Source organism: Pseudomonas argentinensis (genome assembly GCF_001839655.2).
Taxonomy (GTDB): Bacteria; Pseudomonadota; Gammaproteobacteria; order Pseudomonadales; family Pseudomonadaceae; genus Aquipseudomonas; species Aquipseudomonas argentinensis_B.
In genome coordinates this window covers 1,022,579-1,041,461 of sequence record NZ_CP056087.1, presented here as the reverse complement: position 1 = coordinate 1,041,461, position 18,883 = coordinate 1,022,579, and the positions used below count along the sequence as shown (strand labels likewise).

The 18,883-nt window shown below is 64.7% G+C and carries 19 protein-coding genes; 11 read left to right on the top strand and 8 right to left on the bottom strand.

Annotation, left to right across the window (positions count from 1 at the left end):
• Positions 1 to 30: 30 nt before the first annotated feature.
• From urtC to SA190iCDA_RS04715, 6 genes are all read left to right on the top strand, one after another.
• Positions 31 to 1,056 carry an urea ABC transporter permease subunit UrtC gene (gene urtC, locus SA190iCDA_RS04740; RefSeq protein ID WP_419203888.1) on the top strand — a complete coding sequence of 342 codons (1,026 nt, stop codon included), beginning with the start codon at positions 31 to 33 and terminating at the stop codon, positions 1,054 to 1,056.
• Complete coding sequence (urtD, locus tag SA190iCDA_RS04735) at positions 1,053 to 1,892, top strand: urea ABC transporter ATP-binding protein UrtD (protein ID WP_070885234.1); 840 nt, start codon at positions 1,053 to 1,055, stop codon at positions 1,890 to 1,892. Before urtC ends, urtD begins: the two co-directional genes overlap by 4 nt.
• 113 nt (positions 1,893 to 2,005) lie before the next feature.
• Complete coding sequence (gene urtE, locus SA190iCDA_RS04730; RefSeq protein WP_070885233.1) at positions 2,006 to 2,704, top strand: urea ABC transporter ATP-binding subunit UrtE; 699 nt, start codon at positions 2,006 to 2,008, stop codon at positions 2,702 to 2,704.
• 208 nt (positions 2,705 to 2,912) lie between these two features.
• The gene (locus tag SA190iCDA_RS04725) at positions 2,913 to 3,674 is read left to right on the top strand and encodes an SDR family NAD(P)-dependent oxidoreductase (protein ID WP_070885232.1); all 762 of its coding nucleotides are present in this window, start codon (positions 2,913 to 2,915) and stop codon (positions 3,672 to 3,674) included.
• Between the two features lie 47 nt (positions 3,675 to 3,721).
• On the top strand, positions 3,722 to 4,240 hold the full coding sequence (locus SA190iCDA_RS04720; RefSeq protein ID WP_070885231.1) for a GNAT family N-acetyltransferase: 519 nt from the start codon (positions 3,722 to 3,724) through the stop codon (positions 4,238 to 4,240).
• Positions 4,237 to 4,764, top strand: a complete 528-nt coding sequence (locus SA190iCDA_RS04715) for a GNAT family N-acetyltransferase (RefSeq protein ID WP_070885230.1) — start codon at positions 4,237 to 4,239, stop codon at positions 4,762 to 4,764. Before SA190iCDA_RS04720 ends, SA190iCDA_RS04715 begins: the two co-directional genes overlap by 4 nt.
• Here the strand turns inward: SA190iCDA_RS04715 and SA190iCDA_RS04710 are convergent.
• From SA190iCDA_RS04710 to SA190iCDA_RS04700, 3 genes are all read right to left on the bottom strand, one after another.
• Complete coding sequence (locus SA190iCDA_RS04710; RefSeq protein WP_013793161.1) at positions 4,761 to 5,027, bottom strand: DksA/TraR family C4-type zinc finger protein; 267 nt, start codon at positions 5,025 to 5,027, stop codon at positions 4,761 to 4,763. The two genes, SA190iCDA_RS04715 and SA190iCDA_RS04710, sit on opposite strands and share 4 nt — an antisense overlap.
• Positions 5,028 to 5,158: 131 nt before the next feature.
• Complete coding sequence (locus tag SA190iCDA_RS04705; RefSeq protein ID WP_070885273.1) at positions 5,159 to 6,022, bottom strand: isocitrate lyase/PEP mutase family protein; 864 nt, start codon at positions 6,020 to 6,022, stop codon at positions 5,159 to 5,161.
• 183 nt (positions 6,023 to 6,205) lie between these two features.
• Positions 6,206 to 6,961, bottom strand: coding sequence for a substrate-binding periplasmic protein (locus tag SA190iCDA_RS04700; protein ID WP_070885229.1), 756 nt, complete (start codon positions 6,959 to 6,961; stop codon positions 6,206 to 6,208).
• A gap of 269 nt (positions 6,962 to 7,230) precedes the next feature.
• Here SA190iCDA_RS04700 and SA190iCDA_RS04695 point away from each other — a divergent pair, with 269 nt between their 5' ends.
• From SA190iCDA_RS04695 to SA190iCDA_RS04680, 4 genes are all read left to right on the top strand, one after another.
• A complete protein-coding gene (locus SA190iCDA_RS04695) occupies positions 7,231 to 7,959 on the top strand; it encodes a VC0807 family protein (protein WP_070885228.1) in 729 nt (242 codons plus the stop codon).
• A 12-nt stretch (positions 7,960 to 7,971) separates the two neighbouring features.
• Positions 7,972 to 8,412, top strand: coding sequence for a YqaA family protein (locus SA190iCDA_RS04690; RefSeq protein ID WP_070885227.1), 441 nt, complete (start codon positions 7,972 to 7,974; stop codon positions 8,410 to 8,412).
• 210 nt (positions 8,413 to 8,622) lie between these two features.
• Complete coding sequence (locus SA190iCDA_RS04685) at positions 8,623 to 9,576, top strand: lysylphosphatidylglycerol synthase transmembrane domain-containing protein (protein ID WP_070885226.1); 954 nt, start codon at positions 8,623 to 8,625, stop codon at positions 9,574 to 9,576.
• A gap of 412 nt (positions 9,577 to 9,988) precedes the next feature.
• Positions 9,989 to 11,254, top strand: coding sequence for an Hsp70 family protein (locus SA190iCDA_RS04680; RefSeq protein ID WP_070885225.1), 1,266 nt, complete (start codon positions 9,989 to 9,991; stop codon positions 11,252 to 11,254).
• A gap of 108 nt (positions 11,255 to 11,362) precedes the next feature.
• Here the strand turns inward: SA190iCDA_RS04680 and SA190iCDA_RS04675 are convergent, their stop codons facing one another.
• Positions 11,363 to 13,666, bottom strand: coding sequence for a YgiQ family radical SAM protein (locus SA190iCDA_RS04675; RefSeq protein WP_070885224.1), 2,304 nt, complete (start codon positions 13,664 to 13,666; stop codon positions 11,363 to 11,365).
• Between the two features lie 246 nt (positions 13,667 to 13,912).
• On the opposite strand from SA190iCDA_RS04675, the gene SA190iCDA_RS04670 reads away from it, so the two are divergent.
• Positions 13,913 to 15,718 (top strand): diguanylate cyclase, encoded by a 1,806-nt coding sequence (locus tag SA190iCDA_RS04670; RefSeq protein ID WP_070885272.1) that lies wholly within the window; start codon positions 13,913 to 13,915, stop codon positions 15,716 to 15,718.
• 4 nt (positions 15,719 to 15,722) lie between these two features.
• Here SA190iCDA_RS04670 and dnaB read toward each other — a convergent pair whose 3' ends face one another.
• The 4 genes from dnaB to rpsR form a co-directional block, all read right to left on the bottom strand.
• A complete protein-coding gene (gene dnaB / locus SA190iCDA_RS04665; RefSeq protein WP_070885223.1) occupies positions 15,723 to 17,117 on the bottom strand; it encodes a replicative DNA helicase in 1,395 nt (464 codons plus the stop codon).
• Positions 17,118 to 17,238: 121 nt separating this feature from the next.
• Positions 17,239 to 17,685: a 50S ribosomal protein L9 gene (gene rplI, locus SA190iCDA_RS04660; RefSeq protein ID WP_070885222.1), complete on the bottom strand. Its 447-nt coding sequence runs from the start codon at positions 17,683 to 17,685 to the stop codon at positions 17,239 to 17,241.
• Between the two features lie 21 nt (positions 17,686 to 17,706).
• Positions 17,707 to 18,600 (bottom strand): hypothetical protein, encoded by an 894-nt coding sequence (locus tag SA190iCDA_RS04655; RefSeq protein WP_070885221.1) that lies wholly within the window; start codon positions 18,598 to 18,600, stop codon positions 17,707 to 17,709.
• Positions 18,601 to 18,636: 36 nt separating this feature from the next.
• Positions 18,637 to 18,867: a 30S ribosomal protein S18 gene (gene rpsR / locus SA190iCDA_RS04650; protein ID WP_013793173.1), complete on the bottom strand. Its 231-nt coding sequence runs from the start codon at positions 18,865 to 18,867 to the stop codon at positions 18,637 to 18,639.
• Positions 18,868 to 18,883 lie beyond the last annotated feature (16 nt).

Below are 18,883 nucleotides of genomic sequence, written 5' to 3'. Positions count from 1 at the left end.
GCCAGCCACAGGCTCGGTCCGCAGGTCTCCATGGCCATCGGCCTGCTGGTGCTCGCGGTGCTGCTCGCCATGCCGCTGCTGCACCTGCTGCCCGCCGAGCATGCCCTGCATGTGTCGGCTTACAGCCTGACCCTGGTCGGCAAGATCCTCTGCTACTGCATCGTCGCCCTGGCGCTAGACCTGGTCTGGGGCTATGCCGGCCTGCTGTCCCTCGGCCACGGCCTGTTCTTCGCCCTCGGCGGCTATGCCATGGGCATGTACCTGATGCGCGAAGCCGCCGGTGACGGCCTGCCGGCGTTCATGAGCTTCCTGGCCTGGCGCGAACTGCCCTGGTACTGGTACGGCACCGACAACTTCCTCTGGGCCCTGTGCCTGGTGGTGCTGGCGCCTGGCTTGCTGGCCCTGGTATTCGGTTTCTTCGCCTTTCGCTCGCGGATCAAGGGCGTGTATTTCTCGATCATGACCCAGGCCCTGACCTTCGCCGGCATGCTGCTGTTCTTTCGCAACGAGACCGGCTTCGGCGGCAACAACGGCTTCACCAACTTTCGCAGCATCCTCGGCTTCGAGATCACCGCGGCGAACACCCGCGCCACGCTGTTCGCGCTCACCGTGCTGTTGCTGGTCGGCAGCCTGTACCTGGGCTGGCGCCTGGCGCGCAGCAAGTTCGGCCGGGTGCTCACCGCCCTGCGCGACGCCGAGAACCGCCTGATGTTCTGCGGCTACGACCCACGCGGCTACAAGCTGTTCATCTGGGTGCTGTCCGCCGTGCTGTGCGGCCTGGCCGGTGCGCTGTACGTGCCCCAGGTGGGCATCATCAACCCCAGCGAAATGGCCCCGACCCAATCCATCGAAGCCGCCGTGTGGGTGGCCCTCGGCGGGCGCGGCACATTGATCGGCCCGCTGCTCGGCGCCGGCCTGGTCAATGGCATGAAGAGCTGGTTCACCGTGGCCTTCCCCGAATACTGGCTGTTCGCCCTCGGCGCGTTGTTCATCGTGGTCACCCTGTGCCTGCCCAAGGGCGTCATCGGCCTGCTCAAACGAGGGGACAAGTCATGAGAAGCGCACCGATTCCCGAAATGCTCATCGACCCGGCAGGCAGCAGCCGCGACGCCATCGGCCTGGGCCAGAGCGCCGGGCGCGGCCTCAACGTCCGCCACGGCACCATCCTGACCCTGGAAGACATCAACGTCGCCTTCGACAGCTTCAAGGCGCTGACCGACCTGACCCTGTATATCGGCGTCGGCGAGCTGCGCTGCATCATCGGCCCCAACGGCGCCGGCAAGACCACACTGATGGACGTGATCACCGGCAAGACCCGCCCCAACAGCGGCGTCGCCTACTTCGGCGAAACCTTCGACCTGACCCAGATGAGCGAGGTCGAGATCGCCCAGGCCGGCATCGGCCGCAAGTTCCAGAAACCAACGGTGTTCGAAGCGCTGAGCGTGTTCGAGAACCTCGAACTGGCGCAGAAGACCGACAAGTCGGTGTGGGCCAGCCTGCGCGCCACACTCAGCGGCGAGCAGCGCGACCGCATCGACGAGGTGCTGGCCACCATTCGCCTGGAAGGCTCGCGCCAGCGCCCGGCAGGCCTGTTGTCCCACGGCCAGAAGCAGTTCCTGGAGATTGGCATGCTGCTGGTGCAGGACCCGCAACTGCTGCTGCTCGACGAGCCGGTGGCCGGCATGACCGACGCGGAAACCGAATTCACCGCCGAACTGTTCAAATCCCTGGCGCGCAAGCATTCGCTGATGGTGGTCGAGCACGACATGGGCTTCGTCGGCAGCATCGCCGACCACGTCACCGTGCTGCACCAGGGCCGCGTGCTGGCCGCAGGCTCGCTCGACGCCGTACAGGCTAACGAACGGGTAATCGAGGTTTATCTGGGGCGCTGACGCGCCAGCTACAAGCTGCAAGCCTCAAGCTGCAAGTAGAAGTAGACCCCGTGCCGCTTTTATTTGTGGCTTGCAGCTTGAGGCTTGAGGCTCCTAGGACGAGGAATCGAATCATGCTCCAAGTCGAAAGATTGCATCAGTACTACGGCGGCAGCCATATCCTGCGCGGCCTGTCGTTCGACGTGAAGGTCGGCGAAGTCACCTGCCTGCTCGGTCGCAACGGCGTGGGCAAGACCACCCTGCTCAAGTGCCTGATGGGCCTGCTGCCGGCCAGGGAAGGCAGCGTGCAATGGGAAGGCAAGGCCATCACCGGCTGCAAGCCGCACCAGCGGGTGCACGCCGGCATCGCCTATGTGCCCCAGGGCCGGGAAATCTTCGGCCGCCTGACGGTGGAAGAGAACCTGCTGATGGGTCTGTCGCGCTTTCCCGGCAGCCAGGCCAAGGAAGTCCCGCCGTTCATTTATGAGTTGTTCCCGGTGCTGCTGGAAATGAAACACCGCCGCGGCGGCGACCTGTCTGGCGGCCAGCAGCAACAGCTGGCCATCGGCCGCGCCCTGGCCAGCCAACCGCGCCTCTTGATCCTCGACGAGCCCACCGAAGGCATCCAGCCCTCGGTGATCAAGGAAATCGGCACGGTGATCAGGAAGCTCGCCGCCCGTGGCGACATGGCCATTCTGCTGGTCGAGCAGTTCTACGACTTCGCCGCCGAACTGGCCGATCAGTACCTGGTGATGAGCCGCGGCGAAATCGTCCAGCAGGGCCGTGGCGAAACAATGGAAGCCGATGGTGTACGTGGGTTGGTGGCGATCTGAGCGGCAAAACAGCGCAGCTGTATCTACGCGGTAATCGCTTACGCGGTTATTCTTGCCGTCCGCCACCGCTCAGCCCTCACCTGCCGGCCAACCGGCAGGCGTCCAGGTGGCGATGATCCGCGTCGATGAGCCCGCCCCGGCAGTCGACGGCAGCCGTTGATCCATCGCGGCTCAGCGATTCTCACTGACGACAGACAAGAGGCAGAACATGACCCAGGTAGTTTTCATCACCGGCGCCACCTCCGGCTTTGGCCGCGCCACCGCTCGCCGCTTTGCAGAGGCCGGCTGGGCGCTGGTGCTTTCGGGCCGTCGCCAGGAGCGCCTGGAAGAACTCAAGGCCGAGCTGGAGAGCAAGGTGCCGGTGCATATCGCCACCCTCGACGTGCGTGACGCCACTGCCGTGCAGGCCCTGGTCGACAGCCTGCCGGCGCCGTTCGACAAGATCCACGCGCTGATCAACAACGCCGGCCTGGCCCTGGCGCCGGAAGCCGCGCAGAAGGTGGCCCTGCAGGATTGGCACACCATGATCGATACCAACATCACCGGCCTGGTCAACGTCACCCATGCCGTGCTGCCCAAGCTGCTGGAAACCGGCAAGGGCGCCAGCATCATCAATATCGGTTCGGTAGCGGGCGAATGGCCGTACCCGGGCGGCCACGTGTATGGCGCCAGCAAGGCGTTCGTCAAACAGTTCAGCTTCAACCTGCGTTGCGACCTGGTCTCAACCGGCGTGCGCGTCACCGACATCGCCCCGGGCATGGCCGAGACCGAGTTCACCCTGGTGCGTACCAAGGGCAACCAGGCCGCCTCCGATGCGCTGTACAGCACCACTACACCGCTGAGCGCGGAAGATATCGCCGAGCAGATCTTCTACGTCGCCACCCTGCCCGCCCATATCAACATCAACCGCCTGGAAATCATGCCCAGCCGTCAGGCCTGGGGCCCGTTCGCGGTCGACCGCGACAAGTGATCCGATCCGGGGCCGGCCTGCCGGCCCCATCCGCCGAGAGACGCACCATGCCTGCCGTTATCCGCGACGCCATCAGCGACGACCTGCCTGCCCTGCTCGCCATCTACAACGATGCCGTGCTCAACACCACGGCCATCTGGAACGAGCGCCCCGTGGACCTGGCCAACCGCCAGGCCTGGTTCGAGGCGCGGGCGACCCAGGGCTATCCGATTCTGGTGGCGATCGACGAGGCGCAGCAGGTGCTGGGCTACGCCTCGTTCGGTGACTGGCGGCCCTTCGAGGGCTTTTGCAATACGGTCGAGCACTCGGTGTACGTGCGCCACGACACCCGCGGCCAGGGCCTCGGCCCGCTGCTGATGCAGGCGCTGGTCGAGCGGGCGCGAGAGGTCGGCAAACATGTGATGGTCGCCGCCATCGAAAGCGGCAATACCGCCTCGGTGCGCCTGCACGAACGCCTGGGCTTCACCATCACCGGGCAGATGCCCCAGGTCGGCTGCAAGTTCGGCCGCTGGCTGGACCTGACCTTTATGCAGCTGATCCTCACCCCGCAGCGCAGCACGCCATGAGCCTAGAGATCCGTCAGCTCGACGCAGCCGATTTCGAAGCCTGTCGCCAGGGCCTGATCACCCTGCTGATCGACGCCGTGGCCAATGGCGCGTCCGTGGGCTTTCTGGCCGATATCGATAGCCAGCAGGCGAATGGATACTTCAACGAGGTAAACCGGGCGCTGGCCAGCGGTGCATTGACCATCTGGGTCGCTGAAGAGGATGGAAACATGCTGGGCTCGGTGCAGCTCAGCCTGTGCCTGAAGGCCAATGGCCTGAATCGCGGCGAAGTGCAGAAGCTCCTGGTACTGAGCAGTGCACGACGCCGTGGTATCGCCCGGCTGCTGATGCAGCAGCTCGAGGCCCATGCGGCGCACTTGAAGCGAGGATTGCTTTATCTGGACACCGAGGCCGGCAGCGAGGCCGAACACCTCTATCGCGCCCTGGGCTACACCCGCATCGGCGGCCTGCCCGACTATGCCTGCGGGCCGGACGGCCAGTACCGGGCCAATGCCATCTACTACAAGACCCTGTCACGACCCTAGCGCAGCTGGCTATCCTTGCTGCCACGACGGTTGAAGCCACCGGCCTTGGCCTGTTCCTTGTCGGCCTGGGCCTGGCAGTTCACGCACAGCCGCACGCCGGGCACGGCCTGGCGCCGTGCTTCGGGAATCGGTGCATCGCATTCTTCGCAATGGGTCAGACTTTCGCCCTTGGGCAACTGACTGCGCGCGCGCTGCACGGCGTCTTCGATGGTGCTGTCGATCTGCTCCTGCACGGCGCCGTCTTGCGCCCAACCGGTGGCCATATCGCTCTCCGAAAAGAATAGTGCTGACCGGAAGATAGGAGCGGGCGGACGGGATTGGCAAGGGGCAGCCGACGGCGGACGAATCGGCTCGCGTTGCGCGGCCGCTGTCCGGCGTGGCAGGTGAAGCGGGGTTATTCCTTGACGTTCATGAACTCGTCGGCCCAGGCCACGTACTCCTCGGGCTGGGTGTACTTGTGCGCCAGCTCCGAGGCGCTCAGGTCGCTGGCAACGGCATTGCGCTGTTCGCGCAGGCAGTCGTAGGTGGCCTTGATGGCAGCGAAGTAGGCGGCATGGCCGTTGACCACGATGCGTACGCCCAGTTTGGCGAGGCGCTCGTTGTCGCGCAGCTTGGGGTTGCCGTAGGTCACCAGCATCAGCGGCACGCTGAGGTGCTCGGCGATCTTCTCCAGGTGCTCGAAGTCCTCGACACCGACCATGCAGATGGCATCGGCGCCGGCCTTCTGATAGGCCATGGTGCGCTTGATGACTTCCTCGACGCCGAGCACGCCGGCATTGGTACGGGCGATGATCGCCAGGTCCGGGTCGACCCGCGCCTCCAGGGCCGCACGCACCTTGCCAACGCCTTCGGCGACGCTGATCAGGTCGGTCGACTTGCGGTTGAATTGGGCGGGCAGCAGGGTGTCTTCGATGGTCAGCGCCGAGATGCCGGCGCGCTCCAGCTCGACCACGGTGCGCATCACATTCAGGGCGTTGCCATAGCCATGGTCGGCGTCGGCGATCACCGGCAGGCGGGAAACGCGGTGGATCCGGGTGGCCTGCTCGACGAACTCGCTCAGGCTGATCAGGGCGAAATCCGGTGCCGCCAGCACCTGCAGCGAAGCGACCGAGCCGCCGAGGATGCCGACCTCGAAGCCCAGATCGCCGGCGATACGTGCGGACATCGGGTCGAAGACCGAAGCGGTGTGGTAGCAGGCTCCCGAAGCCAGCAGGGTGCGGAAGGCGCGCCGCAATTCATGGTGGGAAGCACGTTGCATGTTGGTCATAGGCATTGTCCAAACGTCGGATGAATCGGGGGCTCGACGGCCTTGTCCCCAGCCGTCTGAAGCGAATTCTTGTGGCGTGCCGCGACCGATGGGCCAGGTGCCGGCTGCGCAGGCTGCCGCGCGGATACGTCGGCCCTCGGTTGATCCCCGCTTCGCAGCAAATTTCCCGCCAACTCAGCGCAGGGCGGTGGGCGGCTCTACATCGGGCAGCCACTGGCGGAAAATCGCCGAAAAGCTGCCATCCCGGCGCATTTCCGCCAACGCCTCCTGCCAGGCCGCCACGATGGCCGGGTCGGTCTCGCGGGAAAACGCGATGTAATACGACGACTCCATGAACACCATCTGCGGCTGCACGTCCGCCGGGTCCAGCCCTGCCGGGGCGAGCATGTCGCGCAGCAGGATGTCCTCAAGCAGGATCAGGTTGCCGCGGCCATGGGCGAACAGGGTGACCATGGTCTGTGGCGTCGGTACGCCGTACAGGTTCTGCAGCCCCTTGGCCTGCAACGCCTCGTAGCTGTACCACTGCTTGGGCACGGCCAGGGGGCCGCTGGCTGCCACATCATCGAGGCTGTCGACCCGCATACCGCTGGATTTCAGCGAATAGAAGCGCACCTTGCCGTGCAGGATCGGCCCGACCCACTGAAAGCGCTGTTCACGCTCGGGCGTCCGCACCATGGCGAACAGGGCCACGTCGGGCCCGCGCTGCGCCAGGGTATAGGCGCGGGTCCAGGGCATCATCTCGATCTGCGCGTGGCTGCCGGTTCGCTCGATCAGCTCACGTACCACATCGACGCCAAAACCGCGAAGTTCGCCGTCCTGCATGAATGCAGTAGGCGGGCCCGGCTCGGTGAGGATGCGCAGTTCGGCGTTCACCCGCGCGCACAGCAGCAGCGCGAGAACCAGCACACCATAGCAACGCAGCGGGCCCATCTGGCCATCCCCATGAACGCTTGAACAAAAACGGCTGCCTGACAATGGATCGGCGCCGGCGGGTCGTCGACGCTCACCTTGCAGCTAAAGCCGGCAATTTTACCCCAGTGACCGGCCAATTTCAGCAAGCAGCGGCGCCGGCGCACTACCGCTCGGCCAACTGCGCCATCCGAACAGGAAGGACTTTGTGGTGATTGCACCGACAATCGGGCTGGCGCCAGCGCCTCAGGCAGGCGATCATCGGCGCTCGCCCCTCAACGCACATCGACATGACCGACACCACGCAGACCCCCGCCGCACCGCACAAACCCCGCCCGTTCATCGACCTGCTGATCAGCATCGTGATCCCGTCGCTGATCCTCATGAAGCTCAGCGGCGAAGCCCGACTGGGCCCGGATGGCGCGCTGGTGCTGGCCCTGGCCTTCCCCCTGGGCTGGGGCGCGTTCGAACTGGTCAAGTACCGCAAATTCAACTTCGTCGCCCTGCTCGGCCTGGTCAGCGTGATCCTCACCGGCGGCATCGGCCTGCTGCACCTGGACAACCAGTGGCTGGCGATCAAGGAAGCGGCGATTCCCGGCTTGATCGGCATCGCCGTGCTGGTGTCGACGCGCACCCGCTACCCGCTGATCCGCACGCTGCTGTTCAACAAGACCGTGCTCAACGTCGACAAGATCCATGATCGCCTGGAACAGGGCGGTCACACCCAGCGCTTCGAAGCACGCCTGCTGCGCGCCACCTACTGGCTGAGCGCTACCTTCTTCTTTTCCTCGGCGATGAACTACGTGCTGGCCAAGTGGATCGTCACCAGTCCGGCCGGCAGCGAGGCCTTCAACGACGAGCTGGGCCGCATGACCCTGCTCAGCTACCCGATGATCGCCATTCCGTCGATGATCATGCTGATGGCCATCTTCTACTACCTGTGGCGCACCATCCATGACCTCACCGGCCTCAAGCTGGAAGAGATCATGGCCAACGCCGAAGCCGACAAGAAGTCCTGACAGCCCATCGCATTGGCGGATATCTACGCCTACCTGGGGCTGTTCGCCGCCGCATTCGGTGCGGCGACGCTGCTGCCACTGCAGTCCGAGGCGCTTCTGGTGGCGCTGCTGCTCGGCGGCGCGCAGCCGGTGTGGACGCTGATTCTGGTCGCCAGCCTGGGCAACGTGCTGGGCTCGCTGGTCAACTGGTGGCTGGGCCGTTACCTGGAACGGTTTCGTGACCGGCGCTGGTTTCCGGTCAGCGCTCGGCGCCTGCGGCAGGCGCAGCACTGGTACGGGCGCTACGGACGTTGGTCGCTGCTGCTGAGCTGGCTGCCGGTGATCGGCGACCCACTGACCCTGGTCGCCGGCATCATGCGTGAGCCCCTGTGGCGCTTCACGCTGATCGTCAGCCTGGCGAAAACCCTGCGTTATGCCGTGCTGGCCGCGGCCACGCTGGGTTTGAGCCGGTAAAAAGACACACGCGGTAACGGCCTGCGAACCGGTGCCAGTTGAGCAACCGGCCCGCCTCCGGGATACTGCGCACCCTGTACACCCACAACCCACCGGGTCATACCCAGGGAAAGGGTCTGAACGATGGGTGCGACAACTCATCGAATGCACAATCGACTGCTCGCCAAGACGTGAAACAGGGGATCGCCGTTGCAAGGTACCAAGCCCACGATGAAACGCAGTGACCTGATCTGGACGCTGATCGGGTTGTGCGCCGTGGTCGCGTCCTGCTTCCTGCTCTACCGCGAAGTGCGCAACATTTCCCTCGACGAGATCGCCGGCAGCCTCAAGGCCATCCCGCACCTGAACTGGATTCTCGCCGCCGTCGCCACCCTGGGCGCCTATTCGGCGCTCGCCTGGTACGACCGCATCGCCATCGCCCACCTGGGCAAGAAGATCTCCTGGCGGTTCATCACCCTGTGCTCCTTCACCACCTACGCCCTGGCCCACAATATCGGCGCCTCGGTGTTCTCCGGCGCCGTGGTACGTTACCGCGCCTACCGCACCAAGGGCCTGACGCCCCATGAAATCGGCATCCTGATCGTCTTCTGCTCCTTCACCTTCGCCCTCGGCACCCTGCTGGCCAGCGGCTGCGTGCTGGTGCTGCAGCCGGACCTGATCCACCGCGTGCTGGACGTCACCCCGCTGGTCTCGGTGGCCGTCGGCGGCCTCCTGTTGCTGCTGGTCGGCCTCTACGTGCTGGGGTCCTGGCTGCAGTTCAAACCCTGGAAATTCGGCAAGCTGCATGTCGAGTACCCGCGTCTGCGCATCGTCGGTCGCCAACTGCTGGCCGGCCCCCTGGAGTTGGCCTGCGCCGCGGCGATCATCTACTTCGCCCTGCCCGAGGCTTACAACCCCGGCTACATGGTGGTGCTCGGCGTATTCCTGGCGTCCTTCTCCCTGGCCCTGCTGTCCCACGCCCCCGGCGGTCTGGGTGTGCTGGAAGTCAGCTTCCTGGCCGCGCTGCCGGAGATCCCCGCCTCGGACGTGCTGGCCGCGCTGATCGTGTTCCGCGGCTTCTACCTGCTGCTGCCATTCGCCCTGTCGCTGGTCGTCGTGCTGGGCTTCGAGTGGGGCCAATGGCGCGAACGCCGCGGCGAAGTGCAAAATCCCCCGTTGCCCTGACGAAGCGGCAGCGCTAGGGTCTGTTGCCGTTTCATGCACGGCCGCGCCGGAGCCCGCTTTGCCGCGAGGCAAGGGCCACGCCCGCTCCCGGCGGGCTTGCGGCATTTCCCACATCCATGTGGGTCACACAGCCGCGAAGTTTAGCTAGCTAAATGAGCCGCGAGAAACGCTGCATCGCGGCAAAACGGGCCCGGCCCTACGGGTGGGGCCGCCTAGGTTGTGCGGGAAATCTCGCCATGCGTCGTTGGAGGACTTGAAAAGGGAACGCCTTTCCCTGCGTCCTCCGCCTAGCGGATCGCCGCCCGGCCTGGCGAGATTTCTCGCGGCAACGCGGCTCGCGTTGAAACGGCTACAGACCCTAACACCTCATTTGGCCTAGAATGCGCGGCCGTTTTTTCAGGAGCCGTGCGACATGCCTCTTTCCACCCCTGCCCGCGCCTGCGGTATCGACTTCGGCACCTCAAACTCCACCGTCGGCTGGTTGCGCCCGGGCGGCGACACGCTGATCCCGCTGGAAGACGGCAAGATCACCCTGCCCTCCGTGGTGTTCTTCAACCTCGAGGAGCGCCGCCCGGTCTATGGCCGCCTGGCCCTGCACGAATACCTGGAAGGCTACGAAGGCCGCCTGATGCGCTCGCTCAAGAGCCTGCTCGGCTCCAAGCTGCTGAAGAGTGAAACCGCGGTGATGGGCAGCGCCCTGCCGTTCAAGGACCTGCTCGGCTTCTTTATCGGCGAGCTGAAGAAACGCGCCGAAGCGGTGGCCGAACGCCCCTTCGAGGCCGTGGTGCTGGGGCGCCCGGTGTTCTTCGTGGATGACGACCCGCAGGCCGACCAGGAAGCCGAGAACACCCTGGTCGCCGTGGCGCAGAAGCTCGGTTTCAAGGACGTGTCCTTCCAGTACGAACCGATCGCCGCAGCCTTCGACTACGAATCCACCATCGAGCGCGAGGAACTGGTGCTGATCGTCGATATCGGCGGCGGTACCTCGGACTTTTCCCTGGTGCGCCTGGCACCGGAGCGCCGTCAGCTCGCCGAGCGCCAGGGCGACATCCTGGCCACCGGCGGCGTGCATATCGGCGGTACCGACTTCGACAAGCAGCTCTCGCTGGCCGGCGTGATGCCGCTGTTCGGCTATGGCAGCCGGATGAAGAGCGATGCGCTGATGCCCACCAGCTTCCACCTCAACCTGGCGACCTGGCACACCATCAACGTGGTCTATTCGGCCGCCTCGCAGCGGGCGCTGCAGAACATGCGCTACGACATCGTCGACCCGACCGGCATCGACCGCCTGTTCAAGCTGATCGAGCAACGCGCCGGCCACTGGCTGGCGATGCAGATCGAAGACAGCAAGATAGCCCTGACCGAGCAGTTGCAACACCCCATCGACCTGCAGCGTATCGAGGCGGGCCTGAGCGCCGAGCTGACCCGCGGGCTGTTCGAGGACAGCATCGCGGCGCTGCTCGAACGCATCCGCGGCAGCGTGACCACCCTGCTCGGCGATGCGGGCGTGGGCCTGGAGCAGGTCGACACGGTGTTCTTCACCGGCGGCTCAAGCGGCGTGCCGGCCCTGCGCCAGAGCGTGGCGGCGCTGCTGCCCAACGCCCGGCACGTGGAAGGCAATACCTTCGGCAGCATTGGCAGCGGCCTGGCCATCGAGGCGAAGAAGCGCTACGGCTAAGGCCAGGGGCCAGGCTGGACAGCAAATGAGTAGATAAGCCGGCCTGTGGGAGCGGGCCGTGCCCGCGAATCGCGCCCATGCCGCGCTCCCCCAGATATCCCGATCGCCTTAACGCGGCGCCACAGGGCGTGGCTTCTTCTTGCCCGCAGCGCCCTTGCCGCCGCCTCTCTTCTGCTCCTGCAGCCTGGCTTCGGCCGCCGCCTTGGCCTGTTCGCGCTTGTCCCAGGGCTTGCTGCCGTCGCTGCCACGCGGTGGCAGGCCGGTGTGCTGGGTGAGGATGCGGCCACCCGCAGGCTTGCCTGCCCCGCCGACCTTCTTGCTGCCCGCCGGCGTGGAGTTCTTGCGACGGGCGCTCTGGTACTCGTCGGCCTTGGGCTGGTAGGTCGGGATCAACTGATGCTTGCCATTGCCGATCAGGTCGGCGCGGCCCATGCGCTCCAGGGCCTCGCGCAGCAACGGCCAGCCTTTCGGGTCGTGGTAGCGCAGGAACGCCTTGTGCAGACGACGCTGCTGCTCGCTCTTGACGATCTCCACGCCATCGCTCTTGTAGGTGACCTTGCGCAACGGGTTCTTGCCCGAGTGGTACATGGCCGTGGCGGTGGCCATCGGCGAGGGGTAGAACGCCTGTACCTGGTCGGCGCGGAAGCCGTTGCGCTTGAGCCACAGGGCGAGGTTCATCATGTCCTCGTCGGTGGTGCCCGGGTGCGCGGCGATGAAGTAGGGGATCAGGTACTGTTCCTTGCCCGCCTCCTTCGAGTACTTCTCGAACATGCGCTTGAAGGTGTCGTAGCTGCCGATGCCCGGCTTCATCATCTTGTCCAGCGGGCCGCGCTCGGTATGCTCCGGGGCGATCTTCAGGTAGCCGCCGACATGGTGGGTGACCAGTTCCTTGACGTACTCCGGCGACTCGACGGCCAGGTCGTAGCGCAGGCCCGAGGCGATCAGGATCTTCTTCACCCCCGGCAGCGCCCGCGCCTTGCGGTACAGCTCGATCAGCGACGAGTGATCGGTGTTGAGGTTCTCGCAGATACCGGGGAACACGCAGGACGGCTTGCGGCAGTGCTTCTCGATCTCCGGATCCTTGCAGGCGATGCGGTACATGTTGGCGGTCGGCCCGCCGAGGTCGGAGACCACGCCGGTGAAGCCCGGCACCTTGTCACGCATCTCCTCGATCTCGCGGATGATCGACTCGTGGGAGCGGTTCTGGATGATGCGGCCTTCGTGCTCGGTGATCGAGCAGAAGGTGCAGCCGCCGAAGCAGCCACGCATGATGTTCACCGAGAAGCGGATCATGTCGTAGGCCGGGATCTTCTCCTTGCCATAGGCCGGGTGCGGCACGCGCGCGTAGGGCATGCCGAACACGTAGTCCATTTCCTCGGTGGTCATGGGGATGGGTGGCGGGTTGAACCAGACGTCCACGTCGCCATGCTTCTGCACCAGTGCGCGGGCGTTGCCCGGGTTGGTTTCCAGGTGCAGCACGCGGTTGGCGTGGGCATAGAGCACCGGGTCGTTGCGCACCTTCTCGAAGGACGGCAGGCGGATCACCGTCCTGTCGCGCTCCAGGCGCGGGTGCGAAAGCAGCTGGACGACCTTGGCCTCGTTGGGATCCTCGACGGCACTCTTTTCCTGCTCGATGGCGCAGGCAGCTGTATCCTGGGTGTTCACGTAGGGGTTGATGATCTTGTCGACCCGGCCCGGACGGTCGATGCGTGTGGAGTCGAGTTCGAACCAATCCGTCGGCGTGTCGCGGCGGATGAACGCCGTGCCGCGAATATCGGAAATGTCCTCGATTTTCTGCCCGTAGGCCAGGCGCTGGGCGATCTCCACCACGGCACGCTCGGCATTGCCATAGAGCAGGATGTCGGCGGTGGCGTCCATCAGGATGGAGCGGCGTACCTTGTCCTGCCAGTAATCGTAGTGGGCGATGCGGCGCAGCGACGCCTCGATGCCGCCAAGCACCACCGGCACGTGGCTGTAGGCTTCCTTGCAGCGCTGGCTGTACACCAGGCTGGCGCGATCCGGACGCTTGCCGGCCAGGCCGCCGGGGGTGTAGGCGTCGTCGGAGCGGATCTTCTTGTCCGCGGTGTAGCGGTTGATCATCGAGTCCATGTTGCCGGCCGCCACGCCAAAGAACAGGTTCGGCTCGCCGAGCTTCATGAAGTCGTCCTTGGACTGCCAGTTCGGCTGGGCGATGATGCCCACGCGAAAGCCCTGGGCTTCCAGCAGACGGCCGATGATCGCCATGCCGAACGAGGGATGGTCGACGTAGGCATCACCGGTGACGATGATGATGTCGCACGAATCCCAGCCGAGCTGATCCATCTCCGACCGGCTCATCGGCAGGAACGGCGCCGGGCCGAAACACTCGGCCCAGTATTTGGGATAGTCGAACAGCGGCTTGGCGGCTTGCATGGCGGTAACCGTTTTTGATCAGGAATTTCACGGGGCGCGGAATATAGCACAAATTTTAACCAAACCCGACTGCTGCGCTAGGTTGTACCGGGCATCCGATAGCAGGTATCGCGCCTCGCTTTGCTCATCTATAAAAGCACGAGTTCGGTGTAAGCTCAGGCTTACACCACAAGACCTGCCTGCCTTCAGGAGCCCCGCTTGCAGCGCCTAGCCACATTCCTGTCGCAGATTCTGATCCTGGCGACCATGAGCCTGTCGGCCCACGCCGAGGGCATCAGCCTGACGGCGACCAGCAGCGGGCAGAGCCTGAACGAGCACATCGAGCTGCTCGAAGACCCCGGCGCGAAGCTGAGCATCGAACAGATGGCCGACCCCGCCGTGCAGCAGCGCTTCGTGCCTGCCCAGGGCAAGGCCAGCGTCGGCCAGAGCGCCAATCCCTGGTGGATCAAGGTGACCCTGAACGCCGCAGCGGATGCCCCCCGCCAGTGGTGGTTGGAGATCGCCTCGGTCACCCTGCTCGACCTGCAGTTGTATCTGCCCGATGGCCAGGGGGGCTGGCACAAGCGTCAGTCCGGGGAAACGGTAGGTTTCGCCGAGGGCCGTGATCATCCGCACCGGCGTATGCTGCTGCGCCTTCCTGAGCTGGGCGAACAGCCGCTTACCTTCTACCTGCGCACCTACGACCCGGCCGGCAATTCCTTCCCGCTGAAGGTGTGGCAGCTGGCTGACCTGAAAACCCAGGTGGCGACCGAAAACCTCTGGCTTGGCCTGATCTACGGGGTGATCACCGCACTGCTGCTGTACAACCTGTTCCTGTTCCTGGCGCTGCGCGACAGCGCCTACTTCTGGTACGTGGTCACCACCAGCGGCGCGTTGCTGATGATTCTCGGCATGACCGGGCACGGCTTCCAGTACCTGTGGCCCGGCGCGGCGGTGCCCTTCTGGCTGGACCGCATCAGCGTGCCGGCGCTGTGGGGGTTCGGTGCCTGCCGCTTCACCCAGAAGCTGCTGCAAACGCGCCGTTACACCCCTTGGGCCCACCACCTGCTGACCCTGAGCTGCGCGCTCTATCTGCTGGCGGTACTCGCCGATGCTTGCGGCCTGCGCGCGGTCGGTGCCTGGATCTTCGTGCTACTGGCGATTACCACCATTCCCACCGCGCTGTGGGCCTCGCTGCAGCGCTGGCGCCAGGGCTATTTTCCGGCGTGCCTGTACTTCTGCGGTTACGGCATGATCCTAGCCAGCGTCAACCTGCTGCTGCTGCGCGCCACTGGCGTCATCCAGCCGGCGGCGTGGAACAGCTACGTGTTTCCGGTCGCCGTGGCGCTGGAGTCGATCCTGTTCTCGTTCGCCCTCGCCTACCGCATCCAGCTGCTGAAGAACCAGCGGGCCGAAGCGCTGCAGCGCGCCGACGAGGAAAAAGGCGCCCGCCTGGCCCAGGTGCAGGCCAGCGCCGATGAACTGCAGCTGGCCGTGGATCGGCGAACCGCCGAGCTGAAAAACGCCAACCTGCAGCTCTTCCAGCAGAAACAGGAACTGCGGCATGCCGCCTTTCACGATGCCCTGACCGACCTGCCCAATCGCCGTCACCTGGTGGAGCAGTGCGAGAGCGCCTTGCGCGGCGCGCGGCACAGCGATGAAAACCTCGCACTGCTGCTGATCGACCTGGATCACTTCAAGCCGATCAATGACCAGCATGGCCACGACGCCGGTGACCTGTTGCTGCAGCACATCGGCAAGCGCCTGCGCGAGCACGTACGCGGCAGCGATACGGTGGCACGCCTGGGCGGGGATGAATTCGCGGTACTGATTGGCGGCGCCGACGCCCGGCGCTACGCCGGGGATGTCGCCGAGCGCCTGCTCGCCGAGCTGGCCCGGCCGGTGGACTACGCCGGCCACGCCCTGAACGTCAGCATCAGCATAGGCGCGGCGTTCTATCCCCAGCATGCCGAGCAGTTCGCCGGCCTCTACAAGGCCGCCGACCAGGCGCTCTATCAGGCCAAGGCCGCCGGCCGCTCGGGCTACGCGGTGTTCCAGCCCGCAGCAGACTGAGCGGTTATTCGTCGTCGAACTGGTAGCTGCCGGGTGCCAGGTTCTCGAAGCGCGAGTATTTGCCGAGGAAGGCCAGGCGCGCGGTCCCCAGGGGGCCGTTACGCTGCTTGCCGATGATGATTTCGGCGACGCCCTTGTACTCGGTTTCCGGATGGTAGACCTCGTCGCGGTAGACGAAAAGAATGATGTCGGCGTCCTGCTCGATCGCCCCGGATTCACGCAAGTCGGAGTTGATCGGGCGCTTGTTGGGCCGTTGCTCCAGGCCACGGTTGAGCTGCGACAGGGCGATCACCGGGCAGTTGAACTCCTTGGCCAGCGCCTTGAGCGAGCGGGAGATCTCGGAAATCTCGTTGACCCGACTGTCGCCGCTGGAACCGGGAATCTGCATCAGCTGCAGGTAGTCGACCATGATCAGGCCGATCTCGCCGTGCTCACGGGCCAGGCGCCGGGTCCGCGCACGCATCTCGCTCGGCGAGATACCGGCGGTGTCATCGATGAACAGCTTGCGGTCGTTGAGCAGATTGACCGCCGAGGTCAGCCGCGGCCAGTCGTCGTCGTCCAGGCGGCCGGCACGCACCTTGGTCTGGTCGATGCGGCCGAGGGACGCCAGCATACGAATCACGATGGATTCGGAGGGCATCTCCAGGGAATACACCAGGATCGACTTGTCGCTGCGCATCAGCGCGTTTTCCACCAGGTTCATGGCGAAGGTGGTCTTGCCCATCGACGGACGACCGGCGACGATGATCATGTCGGCCGGCTGCAGGCCGCTGGTCAGGTTGTCCAGGTCGGTGAAGCCGGTGGACAGGCCGGTGATCGCGTCGCCGTTGTTGAACAGTTCGTCGATGCGGTCGATGGCTTTGACCAGGATATCGTTGATGCCCACCGGGCCGCCGGTCTTGGGCCGCGCCTCGGCGATCTGGAAGATCAGCCGCTCGGCCTCGTCGAGGATCTCTTCGCCAGTTCGGCCTTCGGGCGCATAGGCGCTATCAGCGATCTCGTTGCTGATGCCGATCAGTTTGCGCAGGGTGGCGCGCTCGCGAATGATGCCCGCGTAGGCCTTGATGTTGGCCACCGACGGCGTGTTCTTGGCCAGCTCCCCCAGGTACGCCAGGCCGCCAACCTGGGTCAGCTGGCCTTCCTTGTCCAGCTGTTCGGACAGGGTGACCACATCGAACGGCTGGTTGCGCTCGGCGAGCTTGAAGATGGCGCGAAAGACCAGGCGATGGTCATGGCGATAGAAGTCGCCGTCGGACACCTGATCCAGCACGCGCTCCCAGGCGTTGTTGTCGAGCATCAAACCACCGAGCACCGCCTGCTCGGCCTCGATCGAGTGCGGTGGCACCTTCAGGGCAGCGGTTTGCAGGTCGTACTGTTCGGGGATGCTGATGTCGTTCATGGGCGCCTGGAAAGAATGCTTGCGGAGAAAAACAAAGGGCACGGTATCGCTTTCGCAATACCGTGCCCGATGTTAGCGGGAAGGCACCTGAGTGCAAGCCCGCTAAGCAGTTCGCTGAGACTTAGGCAGCGACCACGACAACCTTGACGGTTGCTTCGACATCGCTGTGCAGGTGCACGGCCACGTCGTACTCGCCAACCTGGCGAATGGTGCCGTTCGGCAGACGCACTTCGGCCTTGGCCACTTCAACGCCGGAGGCGGTCAGGGCGTCAGCGATGTCGTGGGTGCCGATGGAACCGAACAGCTTGCCCTCATCGCCAGCGGTGGCGGTGATGGTGACTTCCAGCTCAGCCAGCTGAGCAGCACGAGCTTCGGCGGAAGCCTTCTTCTCGGCAGCGGCTTTTTCCAGGTCAGCGCGACGTGCTTCGAAAGCAGCGACGTTGGCTTCGGTGGCAGCGGTAGCTTTGCCTTGCGGCAGCAGGAAGTTACGGCCGTAACCGGCTTTAACGTTCACTTTATCGCCCAGGTTGCCCAGGTTGGCGATTTTTTCCAGCAGGATGACTTCCATTTGGGTGTTACCTCTTAACTTTTAACCTTCACCGTTGGCGGGACCCGAACCGGGCTTGTCCGCCAGACGACCACGAAAATCAAACAGACTGTCGACGATGGCTAACACCACCAGCAAGGGAAAGATCAGCTGCATGAACAGCAGCAGCGTGATGTACAGTCCGACCAGCCAGAACTTCGACAGTCGGCCCTTGGCCACCAGCCCATGCAACAGGGCGATGGCCGCGAACGCCAGCGGAACACTGCACAACGGCGTGAGCATGGCCATCTCGACGCCCAGATTGGGCCCGAGCAGCATGCCGACCAGCAGCAACATCGCCAGCATCGGCGGAAATCTCAGCTCACGGAACTCCGCGCCGAAACCTCCCGGGTTGTACAACGCCGCCTGCCAGAACCGCCCAAGCATCAGGCTCAGCAAGCTGACCACCTGCAGCAACGCTGCCAGCAATCCGGTCAGCACCGGTGCAATGAGACCCTGGAGACGCGCCTGATCGTCCACCGACATCTGTTGGTGAACGCCATCGAGCATCTGCGGCAAGAGCTTGTTCAGCTCTTGGGCCATGGCTTCGATGGGCTCGCGGAACGTCGCCCCCAATACCAGTCCATACACCAGGCCCAGCGCGATGCTGAACAACAGCACCCGCCTCCAGGACGGATTGGCGCGCAATACGCACGCCAGCCCCAGCGCGCCCAGCAACACCAGCAAGGTGCGCGGTTCGCCGAAGTACCACCAGCCAATGGCCGGCAGCAACGCCCAGGCGAGGATGCCAATGGCATCACTCAGGCCACGCCGCAGAAGCACCAGGCATCCGGCGGCGGCACTCAACCAGAACAGCAGCGGCAAAGCTGCAGAACCGACCACCACGAGGGTGGCCTGCATACGGCCGCGCATGATGAATTCTGCCAAGGCGCGCATGCGATCTATCCCTTACTACTTGTCGAACGTCAGATCTTAACGGCCGTGGCTGTCGGTGTAGGGCAGCAGGGCCAGGAAGCGGGCGCGCTTGATAGCGGTAGCCAGCTGACGCTGATAACGAGCCTTGGTACCGGTGATACGGCTAGGAACGATTTTGCCGGTTTCCGAGATGTAGGCTTTCAGGGTGTTGAGATCCTTGAAATCGATCTCTTTCACGCCTTCAGCGGTGAAACGGCAGAATTTACGACGACGGAAGAAACGTGCCATGGGATTGGCTCCTCAA

What these genes read in the sequence shown, in the direction of transcription:
- urtC (WP_419203888.1), top strand. Translation starts at nt 31, where the DNA reads ATGGCCATCGGCCTGCTGGTGCTCGCGGTGCTGCTCGCCATGCCGCTG.
- urtD (WP_070885234.1), top strand. Translation starts at nt 1,053, where the DNA reads ATGAGAAGCGCACCGATTCCCGAAATGCTCATCGACCCGGCAGGCAGC.
- urtE (WP_070885233.1), top strand. Translation starts at nt 2,006, where the DNA reads ATGCTCCAAGTCGAAAGATTGCATCAGTACTACGGCGGCAGCCATATC.
- SA190iCDA_RS04725 (WP_070885232.1), top strand. Translation starts at nt 2,913, where the DNA reads ATGACCCAGGTAGTTTTCATCACCGGCGCCACCTCCGGCTTTGGCCGC.
- SA190iCDA_RS04720 (WP_070885231.1), top strand. Translation starts at nt 3,722, where the DNA reads ATGCCTGCCGTTATCCGCGACGCCATCAGCGACGACCTGCCTGCCCTG.
- SA190iCDA_RS04715 (WP_070885230.1), top strand. Translation starts at nt 4,237, where the DNA reads ATGAGCCTAGAGATCCGTCAGCTCGACGCAGCCGATTTCGAAGCCTGT.
- SA190iCDA_RS04710 (WP_013793161.1), bottom strand. Translation starts at nt 5,027, where the DNA reads ATGGCCACCGGTTGGGCGCAAGACGGCGCCGTGCAGGAGCAGATCGAC.
- SA190iCDA_RS04705 (WP_070885273.1), bottom strand. Translation starts at nt 6,022, where the DNA reads ATGCAACGTGCTTCCCACCATGAATTGCGGCGCGCCTTCCGCACCCTG.
- SA190iCDA_RS04700 (WP_070885229.1), bottom strand. Translation starts at nt 6,961, where the DNA reads ATGGGCCCGCTGCGTTGCTATGGTGTGCTGGTTCTCGCGCTGCTGCTG.
- SA190iCDA_RS04695 (WP_070885228.1), top strand. Translation starts at nt 7,231, where the DNA reads ATGACCGACACCACGCAGACCCCCGCCGCACCGCACAAACCCCGCCCG.
- SA190iCDA_RS04685 (WP_070885226.1), top strand. Translation starts at nt 8,623, where the DNA reads ATGAAACGCAGTGACCTGATCTGGACGCTGATCGGGTTGTGCGCCGTG.
- SA190iCDA_RS04680 (WP_070885225.1), top strand. Translation starts at nt 9,989, where the DNA reads ATGCCTCTTTCCACCCCTGCCCGCGCCTGCGGTATCGACTTCGGCACC.
- SA190iCDA_RS04675 (WP_070885224.1), bottom strand. Translation starts at nt 13,666, where the DNA reads ATGCAAGCCGCCAAGCCGCTGTTCGACTATCCCAAATACTGGGCCGAG.
- SA190iCDA_RS04670 (WP_070885272.1), top strand. Translation starts at nt 13,913, where the DNA reads ATGAGCCTGTCGGCCCACGCCGAGGGCATCAGCCTGACGGCGACCAGC.
- dnaB (WP_070885223.1), bottom strand. Translation starts at nt 17,117, where the DNA reads ATGAACGACATCAGCATCCCCGAACAGTACGACCTGCAAACCGCTGCC.
- rplI (WP_070885222.1), bottom strand. Translation starts at nt 17,685, where the DNA reads ATGGAAGTCATCCTGCTGGAAAAAATCGCCAACCTGGGCAACCTGGGC.
- SA190iCDA_RS04655 (WP_070885221.1), bottom strand. Translation starts at nt 18,600, where the DNA reads ATGCGCGCCTTGGCAGAATTCATCATGCGCGGCCGTATGCAGGCCACC.
- rpsR (WP_013793173.1), bottom strand. Translation starts at nt 18,867, where the DNA reads ATGGCACGTTTCTTCCGTCGTCGTAAATTCTGCCGTTTCACCGCTGAA.